The following is a 19,779-nucleotide window of genomic DNA, read 5'->3' on the forward strand; positions in this document are numbered from 1 at the left end:
GGCTTGCCGTTGCGCACCGGTGGATTCCGCGCCCGCCCCCCGGCATCGCCGTATCATCGTTCATGCCTTGCAAGGCAACGCACACCGCCCTCACCGGCGGTCGTTTTTTGCACCGGCCGCGCCAGCGCGCGCGCGCCCCCTCTACAGGAGTCACTATGAAGAAAACCGCATCCGCCGCCTGGTCAGGCGACTTGAAGACGGGCAAGGGCACGATCTCCACGCAAAGCGGCGCGCTCAAGGCCCAGCCCTATGGCTTCAATACACGCTTTGGCGACACGCCGGGCACCAACCCCGAAGAGCTGCTGGGCGCGGCGCACGCAGGCTGCTTCACGATGGCCTTGTCCAACATCCTGTCCGAGTCCGGCCTGGTGGCCACCAGTTTGGACACCAAGGCGGAAGTGACGCTGGACAAAGTCGACGACGGCTTTTCCATCACCGCCGTGCACCTGACCGTGGAAGCCGTGATCCCCGGCGCCACCGCGCAGGCCTTTGAAGAGGCCGCCCGCAAGGCCGAAAAAGGCTGCCCGGTGTCCAAGGTCTTGAACGCCAAGATCTCGATGGACGCCAAGCTCAAGTCCTAAGCTCCCGCCCGGCCAATGGCGCGTCCTGTCCCGGGTCGCGCCATTGGTCGGCCCTATCCCGGGCTTGGGCAAAATCAATTTGACGGTCTGCCAGCGCTTCCAGAAAATGAGAACCATTCTCAGGAGTGCCGCATGACCGGATTCATCTACGCAATTTCTGGCGGCAAGGCCGTCTTGGCTCAGGACGCGCGCGTGTCGGCCAACCTGCGGCGCATGGTCGGCTCGGGCATCCTCGTGGCTGTCGGCTACATCGATCCCGGCAACTGGGCCACCGACATCGCGGGCGGCAGCGGCTTTGGCTACGGCCTGTTGATGGTCGTCATCTGCTCCGCATTCCTGGCGCTGGGCTTTCAGATTCTGGTATCGCGCCTGGCGCTGGCCACGGGGCAAGACCTGGCCACGCTGACGGCCCGCCACCTGTCGGCCCGCTGGTCCAAGGCGGCCTGGCTGGCCGGCGAGGCCGCCATCCTGGCCACCGCCCTGGCGGAACTGATCGGCGGGGCCATCGCGCTGCGCTTGCTGTTCGGCCTGCCCCTGATCGCGGGCGTGGCGGTGACCGGCGTGGGCACCTTCGCCGTGCTGGCACTGACCCGCGGCAACGCCGACCGCCATGAACGCGTGATCGCGGTGTTGCTGGGCGTGGTGGCCGCGTCGTTCGTGTTCCTGCTGTTCAAGGCGAACCCCGCGTGGACGGCCGTGGCCCACGGCGTGACCGAGACCGGTCGAGCCTTGCGCGACCCCCAGGGGTTCTTGATCGCGCTGGGCATCCTGGGCGCCACCTTGATGCCGCATAACCTGTATCTGCATTCCGGCTCGTTGGCCGAACGCGCGCAATCGCTGCCCGCTTCCGCGCGCGATATGGCCATGCGCGTGGCGCGCAACGACACCATTGTGTCGCTAGGGGTGGCCATGTTGATCAACTCGGCCATCATGATCGTGGCGGCCGCATCGCTGTCGGGATCGGGCCAGATCGTGTCCAGCCTGGACGACGCGCATGCCGTCATCGGCCACACGCTGGGCGTGGGGGCCGCCGTGGTCTTTGCCGTTGCCTTGTATGCGGCGGGTCAGAGTTCGACGATCACCGGCGTGCTGGCCGGGCGCATCCTGTCCAAGGGGTTTCAGATTCGCAGCAACTGGTCGGACCGGCGGCGCGCGCTGGCCACGCGTTTGATCGCGGGCGCGGCGGCCGTCGGCCTCTTGGTCTACACGGGTGGCAAGGACCCCGACGAATTGCTGGTCTTGAGCCAGGTCATCCTGAGCCTGGCCCTGCCCTTCGCGTTGGGCCCGCTGGTGGTGCTGGCCTGCCGCAAACAGGTAATGGGCGCATACGCGCTGCGCGGCGCCTGGGCATGGGCCGCTGTCGGCGCCACCGCCGGCATCGTCATCCTCGACGGCTATCTGCTGATCGACATGGTGGCTTGAACCGGACCCGCCCCAAAAAAAACGCCAGCATATGCTGGCGTTTTTTTGGCTGGCCCCGGGCGCCTTAGTGGCGGGCGGAGATGACCGGATGCTGCTGTCGACCGGCGTCCATGTCGTGCAGGATTTCGCCGACGGCGCCGCCCAACGAGGCCATGCGCACTTTCAGGCGCAACCACAGACCGCGATTGAAGGGACCGGACAAGGTTTCCGCTTTGACGGCCTCGCGGATCAAGGACCGCTCCAGCGCATCCGACATACGGGCATTTTTCAACGCGGTATCGCTCATGATTCTCTCCTTGAGAAAGCGCGATGTGGAACAACACAACTTCATGTTAGATCCGCGTTTGTTGCGTCGCAATAAAAACTTCAACCATTTTTTTAATCGTTGCGCAATGGGGACAAACACCACCATTACGGTGCATGCGGCACCACATTAAGCACTAGTCTTGTGCAGCGCCCTGCGCCATTCCGGCGGCCCGATGCGCCTGAATCAGCTTGTCGGCCATGTCGGCAACTCGCGCGGCCGGGCCGCCTTCACCAAACAGCTGGCTGGACACGAACGCGCCTTCAATCAACAAAAGCAGGCCATCGGCCAGGGCGGCGGGGTCTTGGACGCCCATGCCCGACGCCATCTCGTTCAAGCGGCGGCGCAATTCCAGCTTGTGCTCGACGGCCACCGCGCGGGCGGGATGCTCGGGTTCGGGGTACTCAACCGCGGCATTGGTCAGCCCGCAGCCGCGATACCCGTTCACCACGGCCCGCTGGGCCAAGCCCGACAGATAGTCCAGCAGCTGCGCGCGCGGATCGCCGGGATGGGCCGCGCAGGCGGCGTCGAAGCGGGCCCAGAATTCGGCGTCGTAGTCGCGCAGATAGGCCGCCGCCAATTCATCCTTCGATGAAAAGCTGCGGTACAGGCTGGGTTTGGTCACGCCGGCTTGATTGACGATGGCGTCAACCCCCACGGCGCGGATGCCGTCGCGGTAGAACATTTCGCGCGCCGTCTTGCGGATGCGGTCTGCCGCCAATAGCGGCTTGGTGCCGGTTTTTGCCGTGGCGCCTGAGGCATTGGAAGGCTTGCTGGCCATGCTGGACTCCTGAAACGGAAGGCGGATGGCAACCTCCACCACACCAGCGGGTAGCCGCGCCTTCAAAAAACAAATCGCCGAAAAACTACTTGACGATGTTACTGACCGGTACGTACTATTCGCACATCGCAAACCTGATACGTACCGGTCAGTAACATGAGTATAACCCAACCTCCGCTCCCCTTTCAGCGCGCCGGACAGAAGTACGCCTTTGTCGTCGTCGCCGTCATTTTCCTGGCCTTGCTGGTTTCCGCCGGTTTGCGCTCTACCCCCAGCGTGCTGTTGGTGCCGCTGGAGGAAGCCTTTGGCTGGAGCCGAAGTTCGATCTCGTTCGCGGCCGCGGCCGGCATCTTTTTGTATGGCCTGGTGGGCCCCTTCGCGGCCGCCGCGATGGAGCGCTTCGGGCTGCGCCGCGTCTTGATCACCGCCCTGATCCTGATGTCGGCCTCCAGCGCCGTCAGCGCCTACATGACCCAGCCCTGGCACCTGCTGATGACCTGGGGCGTGTTCTCGGGCCTGAGTTCGGGGGCAGTGGCCTCGGTGCTGGGCGCCACGATTGTGAACCGGTGGTTCACCAAGCATCGCGGACTGGTGATGGGCTTGCTGACCGCCAGCACCGCTAGCGGCACGCTGGTCTTCCTGCCCATTCTTGCCACGCTGGCCTCGTCCGGAGATTGGACGCGCGTGGTCTGGACCGTAGCGGCAGCCGCTGCCGCCATGGTGCCGCTGGCATGGTGGTTGGTGCCCGACCGCCCGGCCAACGTCGGCCTGACGCCGTTCGGCAGCGACCCCGACGCGCCGCCCGCCCCCGTCGCCCCGCGCACGGGGATGCTGGCCGCCACCTTCGGTGCCTTGGCGCGCGCGTCCAAGACCACCACCTTCTGGTTCTTGTTCGCCACGTTCTTTATCTGCGGGTTCACCACCAACGGCTTGGTGGGCACGCATTTGATTGCGCTGTGCGGCGACCACGGCATGCTGGAAGTGCAAGCCGCCGGCCTGCTGGCGCTGATGGGCGTGTTCGACCTGGTCGGCACCACGGCATCGGGGTGGCTGACCGACCGCTACGATCCGCGCAAGCTGCTGTTCGTTTATTACGCCCTGCGCGGCCTGTCGCTGATCTACCTGCCCTATTCCGATTTCTCGTTCTACAGCCTGTCGATCTTCGCCATCTTCTTCGGCCTGGACTGGATCGCCACCGTGCCACCTACCTTGCGCCTGACGACCGAAGCCTTCGGCGAACGGGACGCCGGCATCGTGTTCGGATGGATTGTCGCGGGCCACCAGCTGGGCGCGGCCAGCGCGGCGTGGATGGCCGGCGCGATCCGCGAAGCCCAGGGCAGCTACATGATGGCCTTTTTGATTTCCGGCGCCACGGGCTTGATCGCCGCGGTGATTGCACTGCGGATCGGCAAGAAGCAGGTGGTGCCTGTGCCTGCTTGAACGCGTCAATTCGCCTGCGCAAGAAAAAGCCCGGCATACACATGCCGGGCTTTTTTATGGCGCATATCGAAGCACGTGCAACCGTCAGGCCGGAGCGTCTTCGACTTCGCCCAGATACGCCGCCCTGACCTTGGGATCGTGCAGCATCTGCGTAGCCGGGCCAGACAGAATGATCTCGCCCGATTCCATCACATAGCCGCGATGGCTGTTTTCCAGCGCCAGGCGCGCGTTCTGCTCGATCAGCAGAATTGTGACGCCTTCGCTGGCGATGGTGCGCACCACTTCGAACACCTTTTCGACCATCAACGGCGCCAGGCCCATCGACGGCTCGTCCAGCAGCAATAGCTTGGGACGCGCGATCATGGCGCGGCCCATGGCCACCATCTGTTGCTCACCGCCCGACAAGGTGCCGGCCGCCTGCTTGCGGCGTTCGGCAAGACGCGGGAACAGCGTGAACACGCGGTCGGTGTCTTGCCGGATCTGCGCGGCGTCGCGGCGAATGTAGGCGCCCATGGCCAGGTTTTCTTCAATGGTCAATTGGCCGAAGATGCCCCGCCCTTCGGGCACCATGACCAGCCCGCGGCGCACCAGTTCGTGCGACTTCTGGCCGCCGATGGACTGCCCGTCGTAGACGATTTCGCCGCCCGCCAGCGGCACCAGGCCGCAGATGGCGCGCAGCGTCGTGCTCTTGCCCGCGCCGTTGGCCCCGATCAGGCACACGAGCTCGCCGGCGTCCACGCGCAGGTCGATGCCGCGCACGGCGCGGATGCCGCCATACGCGACTTGCAGGCCGCGCAATTCCAATAAGGGTTGGGATGCCGTCATGATGCCGGGCTCTCCTTGTGAATCAGCGGGTCTTGCGCGGCGCCCGCGCCCAGATACGCTTCGATGACCTTGGGGTCGCGCTGCACCTGGGCAGGCTTGCCCATGGCCAGCACCTTGCCGTATTCCAGCACCAGCACACGGTCGCACAGGCCCATCACCAGCTTCATGTCGTGCTCGATCAGCAGCACCGTGACGCCGTCGTTGCGGATCTTTTCGACCAGCTTGCGCAGCACCACCGTTTCCGACGCGTTCATGCCCGCCGCCGGTTCGTCCAGGGCCAGCAGCTTCGGGTCCGTGGCCAGCGCGCGGGCGATTTCCAGACGGCGCTGATCGCCATACGGCAGCGAACGCGCAACGTCGTTGGCGCGATGGCCGATGCCCACGTAGTCCAGCAGTTCCTGCGCCCGCGCCTCGATGGCCGCTTCTTCAGCGCGCGTGCGGCGTGTGCGCAGCACCGCGCCGAACACACCCGCCTTCGTGCGCAGGTGCCGGCCGATCATCACGTTTTCAATCGCCGACAAATTCGCGAACAGCCGGATGTTCTGGAACGTGCGCGCCAGGCCCGCATGGGCCACCTCGTGCGGCTTCTTGCCCGACATCGGCTGGCCGTTGAACGTGCAGCTGCCGTCCTCCGGGATGTACAGGCCGGTCAGCACGTTGAACAGCGTGGTCTTGCCCGCGCCGTTCGGGCCAATCAGGCCATAGATTTCGCCCTGCTCGATATCGAAGCTGACGTCGGACAGCGCTTGCAGTCCGCCAAAGCGTTTGCCCAGCCCCTGGGCTTGCAGTAGTTTGCTCATGCCGGGCCCCCTTGCGTCTTGGTGGATAGTTCACGCTTGCGCACCGCCGACGGCCACAGGCCGGCCGGGCGGAACAGCATGACGCACACCATCGCCAGACCGAACAGCAGCATGCGGATGCCTTCGGGGTCCAGCACCACCGCGCCGAACACCATGTGCTGGAACGGTTCGACCACGGCCCGCAGGAATTCCGGCAAGGCCGCCAGGATCAGCGCGCCCAGGATCACGCCCGGGATATGCCCCATGCCGCCCAGCACCACCATGCAAAGAATCGAAATCGACTCCATCAGCGAGAAGCTTTCGGGGCTGACAAAGCCTTGCATCGACGCGAACAAGGCGCCGGCCACACCGCCAAACGACGCCCCCATCGCAAACGCCAGCAGCTTGATGTTGCGCGTGTTGATGCCCATAGCCTTGGCCGCGATTTCGTCTTCGCGGATGGCTTCCCAGGCACGGCCGATACGCGAATTCTGCAAACGCACACACACCACGATGATGATCAGCGTCAGCGCCAGCAGCAGGTAGTAGTACTTTTCCGGCCCGGTGAAGCGGATGCCCATCAACGTCTCGGTGCGCCCGAACGTAAACTCGCCAACCTTGAACGGATCGATGCGGTTGATGCCTTGCGGCCCGTTCGTGATGTTGACCGGCGCATTCAGATTGTTCAGGAAAATGCGGATGATCTCGCCAAAGCCCAGCGTCACGATGGCCAGGTAATCGCCCCGCAACTTCAGCGTGGGCGCCCCCAGCAAAACGCCGAACAGGCAGGCCACCGCCAACGCGATCGGCAAGATCGCCCAGAACGGCAGGTGCAGCCCGAAATGTGGCGACGCCAGCAGCGCCCACGTATAGGCGCCCACTGCGTAGAACGCGATATAGCCCAGGTCCAGCAGCCCCGCGAAGCCCACCACGATGTTCAGGCCCAGCGACAGCATCACGTACAGCAACGCAAAGTTCAGGATGCGCACCCAGCTTTGGCCGGCCATGCCGATCACAAAGGGCAGCACCGCCAGCACGATACCGATCAGCGCAATGCCGATCAGGTTGCGGGTCGACAGCCCGCTGTGTTTCAGGGATGCGTTCATGCCCGGTCTCCCACGCGTTCGCCCAAGAGGCCCGAGGGGCGGAAGATCAGCACCAGCACCAACACGAAGAACGCGAACACGTCCTGATAATGGCTGCCCAGGAAGCCGCCCGTGATGTCGCCGATGTATCCCGCGCCCAGCGATTCGATCACGCCCAGCAACAGGCCACCGACCATCGCGCCCACCATGCTGCCGATCCCGCCCAGCACCGCGGCGGTGAACGCCTTCAGGCCCAGCATGAAGCCCATGGTGTATTGCGACACGCCGTAATAGGTGGCGACCATCATGCCCGCCACGGCGGCCAGCGCCGAGCCGATCAGGAACGCGGCCGAAATCACGGTATTGATATTCACGCCCATCAGCCCCGCCACCTCGCGGTTCTGCGCGGTGGCGCGCATCGCCGTGCCCAGGCGAGTCTTGTGCACGATGGCCAGCAGACCGCCCATGATCAGCGCCGCGATCACCACGATGGCGATCTGTAGCGTGCTCATGCGGGCGCCGGCAAACTCGAACACGCGCGGCGACAGCACCTGCGGAAAGTTCAGGTAGTTGCGGCCCCAGGCCATCATGGCCACGTTCTGCAAAATGATGGACACGCCGATGGCGGTGATCAATGCGGCCAGGCGGGGCGCGCGGCGCAGCGGCCGGTAGGCAACGCGTTCGGCCGTCCAGCCCACCGCCATGCACAGCGGCACGGACACCAGCAGGCCCGCGCCCAGCACCACGAAAGCGGACACGCCAGGGTCACCGCCCACCAGCGAAATGGCGATCGTGGTGGCCGCCATGGCGCCGATCATGACGACGTCGCCATGCGCGAAGTTGATCAGCCCGATGATGCCGTACACCATGGTGTAGCCAAGGGCGACCAGGGCGTACACGCTGCCTAGCGTGACGCCGTTAATCAGTTGTTGAATGAAGATATCCATAGGGGCCGCGAAAATAAGCCTGGAAAAATCGCGCTGCAGCGGCCCGCGCCATGATGCATGGAACGCGGCGCTCGCGGCGACACGCCGAGCGGCGTGTGCGCAAAGCGTTGGCGGACGCCGGCAGCGCCGGCACGTCCGCCCTACGGGTCAGCCGGCCTTAGTTGGCTTGGCTGACCATCGTTTCAACCATCTCCCACTTGCCGTTCTTGACTTCGTAGATGGTGACCGAGATTTCCTTCAGATCGCCCTTGGCGTCGTAGGAAATGTGCTCGCTGGTAGCGCCCTTGCGGTCAAGCTTGGCCAGCACCGGCAGATACTTCTCGGGCTTGGACGAGCCGGCCTGTTCAATGGCCGTGATCATGTTCCAGGCGCCGTCATAGGCATACGGGGCGTACACGCCCGGGGCCTTCTTGAAGCGCGCCTGATAGCGCTGTTCGAAGTCCTTGCCCGCGGTCATCTTGTCCAGCGGCACGCCGGCCAGCGAGGCGAAGGTGCCATTGGCGGCGTCGCCGGCCAGCTTGATGAACGTGTCGCTGCGGGTCATTTCACCCGAGACCAGCGGCGCCTTCAGGCCCAGCGTAGCCAGTTGGCGCTTCATGGGACCGGACTGCGCATCCAGGCCGCCGTAGAAAATGGCGTCGGGCGCCGCGCCCTTGATGTTGGTCAGGATGGCGGTGAAGTCGTTGGCCTTGTCGGTGGTGTATTCGCGGCGGACCACTTCGCCACCAGCGGCCTTGACGGCCTTTTCCACTTCGTCGGCCAGGCCCTGGCCGTAAGCCGTGCGGTCGTCGATGATGGCGACCTTCTTGGCCTTCAGGTTCTGCACCATGAACTTGCCGACCGCGGCGCCCTGCTGGGTGTCGCTGGTCATCATGCGGAACGTGGTTTCGTAGCCCTGCTTGGTGTATTCCGGCGACGTCGCCATGGCGATCTGCGGCAGACCGGCTTCATGGTAGACGCGCGATGCGGGAATGGTGGTGCCCGAATTGAAGTGGCCCAGGATGCCCACGACGTCCTGATCAACCAACTGCTGCGCCACCTGCACGCCCACGCGCGGGTCGGCCTGGTCATCACGCGACACCAGCACGAACTTGGCGGGCTGGCCGTCGACCTTGATGCCCTTCTTGTTGGCTTCTTCCAAAGCCAGGTTCAGCCCGTTCTGCATGTCTTCGCCATAGTGCGATTGCGGGCCGGTCAGGGGGGCGGCAAAGCCCAGCTTGATGTCGGCGGCCTGGGCGGCGGCCGTCATGCCCACAGCGGCGATGCTGGCGGCGAGAAGCTTCAAAGTGGTGCGGAACTTCATGGGAAAACCCTCCGGGTATCGGGACATTTGGCCTTGGTCTTAAGGCCTTGTTATACCTGAGCTTTTAGCCAGGCTTTTGGTTTTTTCTACTACCGCGAGCCGGGCTGTGGCCCGGTCCCGCGTATGCATTTTCTGCAAAGTCCGGATGTCGGGTTGCGACATCCGGACTTGAGGTGCGACCGGATTTTCGTTCCAGTGCAACCTGCCCGATATTGGAGATAACCCTCGGTCATCGAGGGTTACCCCTCGGTCACCTTCAACCGATCGTCATGAGGCTGGCGTTGCCCCCGGCGGCGGCCGTGTTCACGCTGATGGAACGCTCGGTCAAGAGCCGTTCCGGCACATAGCTGGCGCCTGCCGCCAAGGCGTCGGACGTCAGGCCATGCACGGACAGGATGGCGCCGGGGCGCTGCGCGATGCGCTGGTTCAGCGCTTGCAGCGCGTCGCCATCGCCTTCGAACAGAACCGCCTGGTAGTCGGCCTGATCCACCTCATCGTCAGCCAGGATGCCGGCCTGCCCTTGTTGTTCGGCATCCAGCGTGGCCAGCAGCGCCTGGGCAGCGGGCGTGTCCGCGAACCAGGCATGGTTGCCGGTCAGACGGGCAACCGACCACTGCGCCCGCGCGCCGGCTTCGGTGGCGGCCACGCAATACACAGCGCCACGCGGCTCGACCATATAGGTGTTGGTCTCGCCCGTGGGGCCGGGCAGCGCGATGCGCTGCGGCAGCGGCGCGGCGGCGTCCAGCGACGGCGGCAGGCCGGCCGGGCGCGTGCCCAGCAGGCGGTACATATACAGCGGGCCGCCGGCCTTGGGGCCGGTACCCGACAGGCACTCGCCGCCAAACGGCTGCACGCCCACGACCGCGCCCACGATGTTGCGGTTGACGTAGACATTGCCGGCGTGCACCTGCCCCGTCACGTGCGCAATGGTTTCGTCGATGCGGGTGTGCACGCCGAACGTCAGGCCATAGCCGGTGCCGTTGATGGCGTCCAGCAGGGCGTCCAGCTCGTCGCGCTTGTAGCGCACCACGTGCAGCACCGGCCCGAACACTTCACGCGTTAATTCGCTGATGTGGTCGATCTCGATGATGGTGGGCGGAACAAAAGTGCCGTGGCGGCATTCGCCGTTCAGCTCGACCTGGTCCACGCGATGGCCGGCCGTGCGCATCGTTTCGATGTGGCGCTGGATGCCGTTGCGGGCGTCGGTATCAATCACCGGGCCCACATCCACCGACAGGCGGTCAGGGTTGCCCACGGACAGCTCGCGCATCGCGCCGCGCAGCATCGTCAGCACATGGTCGGCGTTGTCTTCCTGCACGCACAGCACGCGCAGCGCCGAACAACGTTGGCCCGCCGAATCGAAGGCCGAGCTCAACACGTCGAACACCACTTGTTCGGACAGCGCGGACGAATCCACCACCATGGCGTTCTGGCCGCCGGTTTCGGCGATCAGCGGAATGGTGTGGCCATCGTCGTCCAGGCGGTCGGCCAGCGTGCGCGCGATGATGCGCGCCACGTCGGTCGACCCGGTGAACATCACGCCGCGCACGGCGGGGCTGGCCACGAGTTGCGCGCCCACGGTTTCGCCACGGCCCGGCAGCAACTGCACGGCGCCGGCGGGCACGCCGGCGGCGCGCAGAATGGCCACGGCCTGCGCCGCGATCAAGGGCGTTTGTTCGGCTGGCTTGGCCACGACAGTGTTGCCGGCGGCCAGCGCGGCCGCGACCTGGCCGGTAAAGATGGCCAGCGGGAAATTCCACGGGCTGATGCACAACACGGTGCCCAGCGGGCGGTGCGTGTCATTGCTGAATTCGCGTTCGGCCTGGTCCGCGTAGTAGCGCAGGAAGTCCACCGCTTCGCGCACTTCGGCGATGGCGTTGGGCAGCGATTTGCCGGCCTCGCGCACGATCAGGCCCAGCAGCATCTGCATCTGCTCTTCCAGCAATTGGGCGGCGCGGCGCAGGCACTGGGCGCGTTCCGCCACGGGTGTGGACTGCCAGATGGGCGCCGTGTTGGCGGCGGCGCGCAACGCGGCGTCGGCCTCGTCCGCTTGCGCCTCGATTACATGGCCGACGACATCGCGCAGGTTGGACGGGTTGCGCACTTCAATCGCGCGCGCCGCGTCCCAAGCCTGTTCGCCTTCGCCCAACATGGGGCCGGCGCGCCACGGCGTTCCGGCGCTGGCCAGCAGCGCGGCCGACAACGAGCCCAAACGGTGTTCGTTGGTAAGGTCCAGGCCGGCCGAATTGGCGCGTGCCCCTTGTTGCAGATTGCCGTAAAGCTCGCGCGGCAACGGAATCTTCTCGTGCGGAGCACCCAGCGGCACAATGCGCGACGCCGCGTCCACCGGGTCGGCCACCAGCGTTTCCACCGGAATGCTGTCGTCGCCGATCAGGTTCACGAACGAGGTGTTGGCGCCGTTTTCCAGCAGGCGGCGCACCAGGTAAGCCAGCAGCGTTTCGTGCGTGCCGACCGGCGCATAGATGCGGCAAGGACGGTTCAACTTGCCTTGCGCCAGCGGGCCGACCACTTCGTCGTAGAGGGGCTCGCCCATGCCGTGCAGGCACTGGAATTCGTATTGGCCGGGGTAGTAGTTCTGGCCGGCCAATTGGTAGATGGCGGCAAGCGTGTACGCGTTGTGCGTGGCAAATTGCGGGTACACCGCTTCGGGCGCGCCCAGCAGCTTGCGCGCGCAGGCCAAGTAGGCCACGTCGGTGTACAGCTTGCGGGTGTAGACGGGATAGCCTTCCAGGCCGTCGACCTGGGCGCGCTTGATTTCGCTGTCCCAGTAGGCGCCCTTGACCAGGCGCACCATGACGCGATGGCGGCTGCGGCGGGCCAGGTCGATCACGTAGTCGATCACGAACGGCGCGCGCTTTTGATAAGCCTGGATGACGAAACCGATGCCGTTCCAGCCTTCGAGTTCCGGCGCAAAGCAAAGCGCTTCCAGCAGATCCAGCGAGATTTCCAGGCGGTCGGCTTCTTCGGCGTCGATGTTCAGGCCGATGTCGTAGCTGCGGGCCAGCGCCGTCAGCGCCTTCACGCGCGGCAGCAGTTCGGCGATGACGCGTTCGCGCTGGCTGCGCGAATAGCGCGGATGCAGCGCGGACAGCTTGATCGAGATGCCCGGGCCTTCGTAGATGCCACGGCCGGCGGCGGCCTTGCCGATGGCGTGGATGGCCTGTTCATACGATGCGTAATAGCGCTCGGCGTCTTCGGCCGTGGTGGCCGCTTCGCCCAGCATGTCGTAGGAATAGCGGAAGCCGCGGGCTTCCATCTTGCGGTTGTTGGCCAGGGCTTCAGAGATGGTCTGGCCCGAGACGAATTGTTCGCCCATCATGCGCATGGCCATGTTCACGCCCTTGCGTACCAGGGGCTCGCCGCCCTTGCCGATCAGGCGGGTCAGCGCCTTGGACAGCGACTGTTCGCTGCTGACGGCCACCAGCTTGCCGGTAATCATCAAGCCCCAGGTGGCGGCGTTGACGAACAGCGATTGCGAGCCGCCCATGTGCGACTTCCAGTCGCCACGGGCGACCTTGTCACGGATCAGCGCGTCGCGCGTGGCGCGGTCGGGAATGCGCAGCAGCGCTTCGGCCAGGCACATCAGCGCCACGCCTTCCTGGCTGGACAGCGAAAATTCCTGGATCAACCCTTCCACACCGCCGCCACTGCGCTTGCCGCGCAGCTTCTTGACCAGGTCGGACGCCATCGCGTGCACCTTTTCAAGATTGGGCACGCGGGCCTGGCCCAGCAACAGCGGCACGCATTCGGGCTCGGGGCGGCGATACGCAGCGGTAATCGCGGCGCGCAGCACGGACTGCGGTTGCACGTCCTGCCCAAATTCGTAGAACGGCGGGGTGGGCGCGGCGGGCGCATCGCCCGTGTCGTCTTCCGTGCCCGGGTCCACGCCCAGGTGGGACATTTCGGCGGGCAGATGGCCGCGCTCGATCTTGTCCAGATAAGAGAGAATTGCCTGCTTATGCAGCCAGTGGGGGGTGCAGTTGAGCTTGTTCGCGGCTGCCTTCAGGCGGTCGCGCAGTGCGTCATCAACTTTGACGCCGAGGGTCGTGCTGGCCATAAGAGATTGCTTCCTGTCGCATGGCAAAGGTGATACTGAGCTCGAACGAAACCCAGTATGAGTAGGACCGTATGCTAAACAGGTTGCAACCCGGCTTGTATTAAGGTTAACCCTAGGTTGATCGCGGGTTAACCGATTGAGTTAACGCGGTTTAACCGGAACGCCTATTCAGTCCTTGAGCGGCGAGCATCCCAGCATTTGCACGGAAGCGGAACCGGATGGGCTCTGGCCGCGAATGGCAGACGCCATCGCCTCGGCCAGCCCGGTCACCGCGCGTTGCTGGGCGGCGATCAAAGCGGGTATGCCCGCCTCTGACACTTTTTCCGTCACCACGCTGCGGCAAAGCAGACCGGTGCCCTTGGCATTGACGGGCCGCACGCGCCAGGTAGCGTCAAGCTGCGCCATGCTGCCCGACACCAATTCAAAACGCTGAACGTCGGTCTGGACCCGCCAGACGGGGGCCGTCGGGCCGGGCTTGACCATCTGCACATCCAGCGCGCCCAGCTGGCCCTTCAGCGCATCGGACAAGGCCCCGCGCAGCTCGTCGCCCAGCGGGGAACTCCAGCGCTCGGAATACAGCGCCGACACGCTGCCGTCGCCGGTGCGCACCATCAACTGGGGCTGGTCGGCTTGTGTGGACAGGCTGACCGGTTGCACCTCGATCAAAAAGTCGGCGGAACCGGCGGGCGCGGCCGGGAACGGTGCGGTGGGGCCTTGCAGCGTGTAGTAATGCACGGGCGGCGACGAGCCGCAGCCGGCCAGGGCGGCGCCCAGCACCAGCAAGGACAGGACAGGACGCAGGGAAGATAAAGTCATGTTCTTTAGTTCCTGACAGGGCCGGAGCCGGGAATCGGGTCTTTGCCACGGCCGCGCAGCAAGGCTTCGGGGTTCGATTGCAGGAAATCGGCCAATGCACGCAGCGAGCGCGCGGCGCGGCTCAATTCCTGCATCGCCTTTTCGGTATTGACCGGCAGGGATGCATCCGACGCCAGCATCGAATTGATGCTGGCCATGGATTCGCGAGCCTGCTTGAGCATGCTCTGCGCCTCTGGCGCCACCTGCTTGTCCAGCCGGTTCATCAGCTTGGACGTGCTGGCCAAGGTGGTGCGCAGATCTTCGCCGATCTTGTCGAACGGAATCTTCTCGATCTTGGCAACGATGTTGCTGACCTGCTGCTGCAACTGATCCAGGTTGCCCGGGATGGTGGGAATCACGGCGGGGTCAGACGGGGTGAATTCCACCGGCTTGGCGTTCGGGAAGTTGTCCAGCACCACGTACAGCTGGCCCGTCAGCAGATTCGACGTGCGCAGCTGCGCGCGCAGGCCATACTTGATCATCACGCCCAGCAGGCGGTTGCCGGCCACATCGCCATCCTTGACCGCGCGTTCGCGCACTTCTTCGTACACGCGGCCCAGGCGTTCCGGGTACAGCGTGGCGTCCACGATGGAATAGAAGCGCTTGGTGGCGGGGTCGAAGTCCAGGTTGATCTGCGTAACGTTGCCCAGCGTGATGCCGCTGAAGTCGATGGGCGCGCCGACGGTCAGGCCACGGATGGACTGGTCAAACCGCATGCGGATCGGGAAGGCTTCGCCGTCGGGGTTGGCCTTGGCGGCCGCTTCGGTCGGATACAGGTCGAAATTGGCGTCGGCGGGCGCGGCAGCGCTGCCATCGCGCACGCTTTGCACCGATTCGAATGCCACGCCGCCCACCGCCATCGAGACCAGCGACTGCGTGCGCACCTTCAATCCATCGGCATTGACGCTGAAGTCCACGCCACTGGCGTTCCAGAAGCGCGTGCCGTTGGTGACGAACTTGTCGTTGGGCGCATCGACAAACACTTCGACGTTGACGGCCGTGCCGGTCTTGTCGAGCTCGTAGCCGATGACGCGGCCCACATTGATGCGGCGGAAATACACCGGCGAACCGATGTCCAGGGAGCCCAGATCCGACGCCTTGAGCTTGAAGCGCTTGCCGGCGCGGTCATGCGTGACGGCAGGCGGGATTTCCAGCCCTTCGAAGCTGAACTTGGTGGCCTTTTCGTCGCCGTTCTTGCCCTCTACCGCGTCCACGCCGATGTAGGCACCGGACAGCAAGGTGCCCAGGCCCGACACGCCGCTGACGTCCAGACGCGGCCGCACCACCCAGAAGTTGGTGCCTTCGCGCGCCAGGTCCGACACTTCCTTGGCCAGCTCAGCCTTCACCACCACTTTGCTGCGGTCGGAATTGAAGCCGATGGACTTCACCGTGCCGATGTTCACGTCTTTGTAACGCAGCTGCGTCTTGCCCACTTCCAGCCCTTCGGCCGTATTGAAGGCAATCGAGATATCCGGGCCGGCCTGCATCCAGGTGCGTATGACAAGCGACATGCCCATCAGCGCAGCCACGATGGGCACGAGCCAAATCCATGAAATCCGGCGCTTCTGCTTGCGCGAGATGGTCGGCGATTTGAACTTCTCTTCACCGGCACCGGGTGCTTGGTCGGACATCTACTTTCCTTTTTCTTCTTGAGCGGGAACCACGGTTGTTGCTAACCCACTTCCCTGCTTGTCACGGACGGCGCGTGATGCGCCGCCTGGGCCGAATGCGCCCGGCCCTCGATCTCGGGCGCGTCGAAGTCGACATCGACTTCGCCTTCAAGATCCCAGCTGCGGCGCAGATCAAAGCTCATGGCCGCCAGCATGGTCAGAATCACGACGACACCGAACGCCGCCGCCCCCGCACCGGCGCTGATCTCCATCAGCCCCTGAAAATCGGCCAGCGCCGCCAGCAATATAACGACAAAAACGTCCAGCATCGACCATTGGCCTATGAACTCGACCATCTGATACAAGCGGGTACGTGGCCGCAGATTGGTGGTGCTGCGCCATTGCTCGGTCAGCAGCAAGAGGATCAACGCCAACAGCTTGGTCAGCGGCACGGCCACGCTGGCGATGAACACGATCAGGGCAATATCCCACGACCCCATCTGCCAGAGCTCGACGACGCCGCCCAGAATGGTATGGGCGCTGTCACCCAGCACTGAACTGACCTGCATGACAGGCAGGACGTTTGCCGGGATATAGAACACAACCGCGGCAAGCAGCAGCGCCCAGGTGCGCGCCACGTGGTCCGGCTTGCGGTAATGCACGATGGCATCGCAACGCACGCAGTGATGATCTTCTTCGGGGTCGGCATCGCGTGGCAGGGCTTGTACCTGCCCACAGACATGGCATCCGGCCAGGACGGAGTCCGGACCGCTTTCGGGAATGTGCACCGGGGCCACTCCCACCGTTTCGGCGTAACGCCACAGCACGTGCGGCGACAAGCGCCCCAGCATCGTCAGAAAAACGGTCAGCAAGCCGAAGGCACCTAGCCCGATACCGGGTTGCACCGCCGCCATGCCCGCCAGCTTGACCACCGCGACCAGCACGCCCAGCAGAAACACCGGCACCATGCACCACGGCCCGAGAAAGCCCAGCAGACGCATGGTGCCCCGGAACCCGACGGGCTCATGGCCCCGCGACAAGGGGCCCAGCACCCACAGCAATACCGTCAGTTGCAGCAGCGGCAAGGCAAAGCCGGCCAGGCCCGTCATCACGGCGACCACCCAGTGGCCTTGGCGCCACGTAATGGAAATGGCGTCCAGCAGGGACGCCTCTTGCACCATGCCCTGCACGGACATGGAAGCGACCGGGTAGGCGTTAGCCACCCCGAACACAATCAGGGCAGTGATGGCAAGCGCCAGCCAATTGGACAAAGTAAGCCCGCTGTAGCGCCACAACGTGGCCCCGCAGCGGGCGCAATTGGCAGTCTCACCAGGTTCAAGCTGATGTCGGCGATATACGCTTGCGCAATGTTCGCACTCGATCAGCGGCTGGCTGTCCGCGGTCATCAATCGATCAGTTCAACTTCCTGCTTGTCCGGCGCGTCCGAAGACGGCGGTTTCCCGTTGTCGTCGAAGTCCAGCGTGACCTTGCCCGTGTCGTCCAGGTCCACCGTGACCGAACCGCCGTCCACCAACTTGCCGAACAGCAGCTCGTCGGCCAGTGCGCGGCGGATGGTGTCCTGGATAAGACGTTGCATGGGACGCGCGCCCATCAGTGGGTCGAACCCCTCCTTGGCAAGGTGTTCGCGCAGTTTCGTGGTGAACACGGCTTCCACGCGGCGCTCGTGCAACTGATCTTCCAGCTGCATGAGGAACTTGTCCACCACCCGCAGGATGACCTCGCGGTCCAGCGCGGCGAACGGGATGATAGCGTCAAGGCGGTTGCGGAATTCGGGCGTGAACATGCGGCGGATTTCCGCCATTTCGTCGCCCAGCATCCGCGAATTGGCAAACCCGATCGACGGACGGTTCAAGGTTTCGGCGCCCGCGTTCGTCGTCATGATGAGGATGACGTTGCGGAAGTCCGCCTTGCGGCCGTTGTTGTCGGTCAGCGTGCCGTGGTCCATGACCTGCAGCAGGATGTTGAACACATCCGGGTGGGCCTTTTCGATTTCGTCCAGCAACAGTACGCAATGCGGCTGCTTGGTGATGGCTTCAGTCAATAGGCCGCCCTGGTCGAACCCGACGTATCCCGGCGGCGCGCCGATCAATCGCGACACCGCATGGCGTTCCATGTATTCCGACATATCGAAACGCAGCAGTTCCACGCCCAGCGTGAACGCCAGTTGGCGCGCTACTTCGGTCTTGCCCACGCCCGTGGGACCGGACAACAGGAAAGCGCCGATGGGCTTTTCCGGCTTGCCCAGGCCCGAGCGCGCCATCTTGATGGCGGCGGACAAGGCATCGATGGCGCCGTCCTGGCCGAACACCACGGTTTTCAGATCGCGGTCCAGCGTGGCCAGCTTGCTGCGGTCGTCGTTGGAGACCGACTGCGGCGGAATGCGGGCAATCTTGGACACGATGTTCTCGATATCCACCTTGCCGATGACCTTCTTTTGGCGCGAACGCGGCAGCAGACGCTGGGCGGCGCCGGCTTCGTCGATAACGTCAATCGCCTTGTCGGGCAGATGGCGGTCATTGATGAAGCGGGCAGACAATTCAGCAGCCGCCGACAGCGCGGCAGCGGAATAGCGCACGCTGTGGTGTTCTTCAAAACGGCTCTTCAAGCCGCGCAGGATCTGCACGGTTTGCTCGACGCTGGGTTCGGGCACGTCAATCTTCTGGAAGCGACGCGACAGCGCGTGGTCCTTTTCAAAGACGCCGCGATATTCGGTATACGTGGTGGCGCCGATGCACTTGAGCTGGCCCGAAGACAGGGCCGGCTTGAGCAGATTGGACGCGTCCAGCGTGCCGCCCGAGGCCGAACCGGCGCCGATCAGCGTATGGATTTCATCGATGAACAAGATCGCATCGGGGTTGCCGCGAATCTGCTTGAGCACGCCCTTCAGGCGCTGTTCGAAATCACCGCGGTACTTGGTACCCGCCAGCAGCGCGCCCATATCCAGGGAAAAGACCTGGGCGGCTTGCAAGATTTCGGGGACTTCGCCGCGCGTGATACGCCAGGCCAGGCCTTCGGCGATGGCGGTCTTGCCCACGCCGGCCTCGCCGACCAGCAGCGGATTGTTTTTGCGGCGTCGGCACAACACCTGAATGACGCGCTCGACTTCGTGCTCGCGTCCGATCAGGGGATCGATGCGGCCCGCCAGCGCGGCGGCGTTCAGGTCCGTGGCGTATTGATCAAGCGGCGACTGACGCGATTCGCCCTGCTCTTCACCGTTGGTCTGCTGCTCTTTCTGCACGGCGGCGGACTCCACCTGGGGCTGTTTGGTAATGCCATGCGACAGGAAATTGACGACGTCCAGCCGCGTGACGCCCTGCTGTTGCAGGTAGTACACGGCATGCGAGTCCTTTTCCCCAAAAATGGCCACCAGCACGTTTGCGCCCGTCACCGGTTTCTTGCCGGTGCCGCCTGCGGAAACATGCATGATTGCGCGTTGGATCACGCGCTGAAAGCCCAGCGTCGGCTGCGTGTCGACCTCGGCGCCGCTTGGAATCACCGGAGTGTTTTCCGAAACGAACTGACGGAGGTTGCGGCGCAAGTCGTCGAGGTTGGCCGCGCAAGCGCGCAGAACCTCGACTGCCGAAGCGTTGTCGAGCAGCGACAGCAGCAGGTGCTCGACGGTAATAAATTCGTGCCGGGCCGAACGGGCCTCGACGAAAGCCATATGCAGGCTGACTTCAAGCTCTTGAGAAATCACGCTTCCTCCGTATTGCATCGAAGCGGTCAAATACACGATTCATATTCTATG

15 protein-coding genes are annotated in these 19,779 nt (G+C 64.4%); 3 read left to right on the plus strand and 12 right to left on the minus strand.

All coding sequences use genetic code 11. The annotated features are described in order from the left end of the window. Nucleotides 1-155 precede the first annotated feature (155 nt). Together V6F88_RS07555 and V6F88_RS07560 are read left to right on the plus strand one after the other, a co-directional pair. Nucleotides 156-581, plus strand: a complete 426-nt coding sequence (locus tag V6F88_RS07555) for an OsmC family protein (RefSeq protein ID WP_332608683.1) — start codon at nt 156-158, stop codon at nt 579-581. A gap of 132 nt (nt 582-713) precedes the next feature. After that, on the plus strand, nt 714-2,003 hold the full coding sequence (locus V6F88_RS07560) for an Nramp family divalent metal transporter (RefSeq protein ID WP_332608684.1): 1,290 nt from the start codon (nt 714-716) through the stop codon (nt 2,001-2,003). 64 nt (nt 2,004-2,067) lie between these two features. On the opposite strand, the gene V6F88_RS07565 is transcribed toward V6F88_RS07560, so the two are convergent. Together V6F88_RS07565 and V6F88_RS07570 are read right to left on the minus strand one after the other, a co-directional pair. Beyond that, a complete protein-coding gene (locus V6F88_RS07565) occupies nt 2,068-2,289 on the minus strand; it encodes an XRE family transcriptional regulator (protein WP_104144431.1) in 222 nt (73 codons plus the stop codon). Between the two features lie 154 nt (nt 2,290-2,443). Continuing rightward, nucleotides 2,444-3,088: a TetR/AcrR family transcriptional regulator gene (locus tag V6F88_RS07570; protein WP_332608685.1), complete on the minus strand. Its 645-nt coding sequence runs from the start codon at nt 3,086-3,088 to the stop codon at nt 2,444-2,446. Nucleotides 3,089-3,244: 156 nt separating this feature from the next. Between V6F88_RS07570 and V6F88_RS07575 the strand changes: the two genes are divergently transcribed. Next, nucleotides 3,245-4,528: an MFS transporter gene (locus V6F88_RS07575; RefSeq protein ID WP_332608686.1), complete on the plus strand. Its 1,284-nt coding sequence runs from the start codon at nt 3,245-3,247 to the stop codon at nt 4,526-4,528. Between the two features lie 84 nt (nt 4,529-4,612). Here V6F88_RS07575 and V6F88_RS07580 read toward each other — a convergent pair whose 3' ends face one another. The 10 genes from V6F88_RS07580 to clpA form a co-directional block, all read right to left on the minus strand. After that, nucleotides 4,613-5,353, minus strand: coding sequence for an ABC transporter ATP-binding protein (locus tag V6F88_RS07580; RefSeq protein ID WP_332608687.1), 741 nt, complete (start codon nt 5,351-5,353; stop codon nt 4,613-4,615). Continuing rightward, nucleotides 5,350-6,153 carry an ABC transporter ATP-binding protein gene (locus V6F88_RS07585; protein ID WP_332608688.1) on the minus strand — a complete coding sequence of 268 codons (804 nt, stop codon included), beginning with the start codon at nt 6,151-6,153 and terminating at the stop codon, nt 5,350-5,352. The genes V6F88_RS07580 and V6F88_RS07585 overlap by 4 nt, the downstream gene beginning before the upstream one ends. Beyond that, the gene (locus tag V6F88_RS07590; protein ID WP_332608689.1) at nt 6,150-7,238 is read right to left on the minus strand and encodes an ABC transporter permease subunit; all 1,089 of its coding nucleotides are present in this window, start codon (nt 7,236-7,238) and stop codon (nt 6,150-6,152) included. Before V6F88_RS07590 ends, V6F88_RS07585 begins: the two co-directional genes overlap by 4 nt. Next, a complete protein-coding gene (locus V6F88_RS07595) occupies nt 7,235-8,164 on the minus strand; it encodes a branched-chain amino acid ABC transporter permease (protein WP_332608690.1) in 930 nt (309 codons plus the stop codon). The genes V6F88_RS07590 and V6F88_RS07595 overlap by 4 nt, the downstream gene beginning before the upstream one ends. Before the next feature lie 157 nt (nt 8,165-8,321). After that, nucleotides 8,322-9,467, minus strand: coding sequence for a branched-chain amino acid ABC transporter substrate-binding protein (locus V6F88_RS07600; protein WP_046804693.1), 1,146 nt, complete (start codon nt 9,465-9,467; stop codon nt 8,322-8,324). Between the two features lie 256 nt (nt 9,468-9,723). Next, complete coding sequence (gene putA, locus V6F88_RS07605) at nt 9,724-13,545, minus strand: trifunctional transcriptional regulator/proline dehydrogenase/L-glutamate gamma-semialdehyde dehydrogenase (protein ID WP_332608691.1); 3,822 nt, start codon at nt 13,543-13,545, stop codon at nt 9,724-9,726. Nucleotides 13,546-13,713: 168 nt separating this feature from the next. Continuing rightward, nucleotides 13,714-14,361, minus strand: a complete 648-nt coding sequence (locus V6F88_RS07610) for a PqiC family protein (RefSeq protein WP_332608692.1) — start codon at nt 14,359-14,361, stop codon at nt 13,714-13,716. Nucleotides 14,362-14,366: 5 nt separating this feature from the next. Continuing rightward, complete coding sequence (locus tag V6F88_RS07615) at nt 14,367-16,031, minus strand: PqiB family protein (protein WP_332608693.1); 1,665 nt, start codon at nt 16,029-16,031, stop codon at nt 14,367-14,369. A gap of 41 nt (nt 16,032-16,072) precedes the next feature. Beyond that, nucleotides 16,073-17,416: a paraquat-inducible protein A gene (locus V6F88_RS07620; protein ID WP_332608694.1), complete on the minus strand. Its 1,344-nt coding sequence runs from the start codon at nt 17,414-17,416 to the stop codon at nt 16,073-16,075. After that, entirely contained in the window at nt 17,416-19,746 is a 2,331-nt protein-coding gene (gene clpA / locus V6F88_RS07625; RefSeq protein ID WP_232294760.1) for an ATP-dependent Clp protease ATP-binding subunit ClpA, read from the minus strand. Before clpA ends, V6F88_RS07620 begins: the two co-directional genes overlap by 1 nt. Nucleotides 19,747-19,779: the final 33 nt, after the last annotated feature.

The sequence above is a fragment of the Achromobacter sp. ESBL13 genome (assembly GCF_036668755.1).
Classification (GTDB): domain Bacteria; phylum Pseudomonadota; class Gammaproteobacteria; order Burkholderiales; family Burkholderiaceae_B; genus Achromobacter.

Excerpts from the sequence above, each read along its gene's own strand:
- V6F88_RS07555 (WP_332608683.1), top strand. The coding sequence starts at position 156 with ATGAAGAAAACCGCATCCGCCGCCTGGTCAGGCGACTTGAAGACGGGC.
- V6F88_RS07560 (WP_332608684.1), top strand. The coding sequence starts at position 714 with ATGACCGGATTCATCTACGCAATTTCTGGCGGCAAGGCCGTCTTGGCT.
- V6F88_RS07565 (WP_104144431.1), bottom strand. The coding sequence starts at position 2,289 with ATGAGCGATACCGCGTTGAAAAATGCCCGTATGTCGGATGCGCTGGAG.
- V6F88_RS07570 (WP_332608685.1), bottom strand. The coding sequence starts at position 3,088 with ATGGCCAGCAAGCCTTCCAATGCCTCAGGCGCCACGGCAAAAACCGGC.
- V6F88_RS07575 (WP_332608686.1), top strand. The coding sequence starts at position 3,245 with ATGAGTATAACCCAACCTCCGCTCCCCTTTCAGCGCGCCGGACAGAAG.
- V6F88_RS07580 (WP_332608687.1), bottom strand. The coding sequence starts at position 5,353 with ATGACGGCATCCCAACCCTTATTGGAATTGCGCGGCCTGCAAGTCGCG.
- V6F88_RS07585 (WP_332608688.1), bottom strand. The coding sequence starts at position 6,153 with ATGAGCAAACTACTGCAAGCCCAGGGGCTGGGCAAACGCTTTGGCGGA.
- V6F88_RS07590 (WP_332608689.1), bottom strand. The coding sequence starts at position 7,238 with ATGAACGCATCCCTGAAACACAGCGGGCTGTCGACCCGCAACCTGATC.
- V6F88_RS07595 (WP_332608690.1), bottom strand. The coding sequence starts at position 8,164 with ATGGATATCTTCATTCAACAACTGATTAACGGCGTCACGCTAGGCAGC.
- V6F88_RS07600 (WP_046804693.1), bottom strand. The coding sequence starts at position 9,467 with ATGAAGTTCCGCACCACTTTGAAGCTTCTCGCCGCCAGCATCGCCGCT.
- putA (WP_332608691.1), bottom strand. The coding sequence starts at position 13,545 with ATGGCCAGCACGACCCTCGGCGTCAAAGTTGATGACGCACTGCGCGAC.
- V6F88_RS07610 (WP_332608692.1), bottom strand. The coding sequence starts at position 14,361 with ATGACTTTATCTTCCCTGCGTCCTGTCCTGTCCTTGCTGGTGCTGGGC.
- V6F88_RS07615 (WP_332608693.1), bottom strand. The coding sequence starts at position 16,031 with ATGTCCGACCAAGCACCCGGTGCCGGTGAAGAGAAGTTCAAATCGCCG.
- V6F88_RS07620 (WP_332608694.1), bottom strand. The coding sequence starts at position 17,416 with ATGACCGCGGACAGCCAGCCGCTGATCGAGTGCGAACATTGCGCAAGC.
- clpA (WP_232294760.1), bottom strand. The coding sequence starts at position 19,746 with ATGCAATACGGAGGAAGCGTGATTTCTCAAGAGCTTGAAGTCAGCCTG.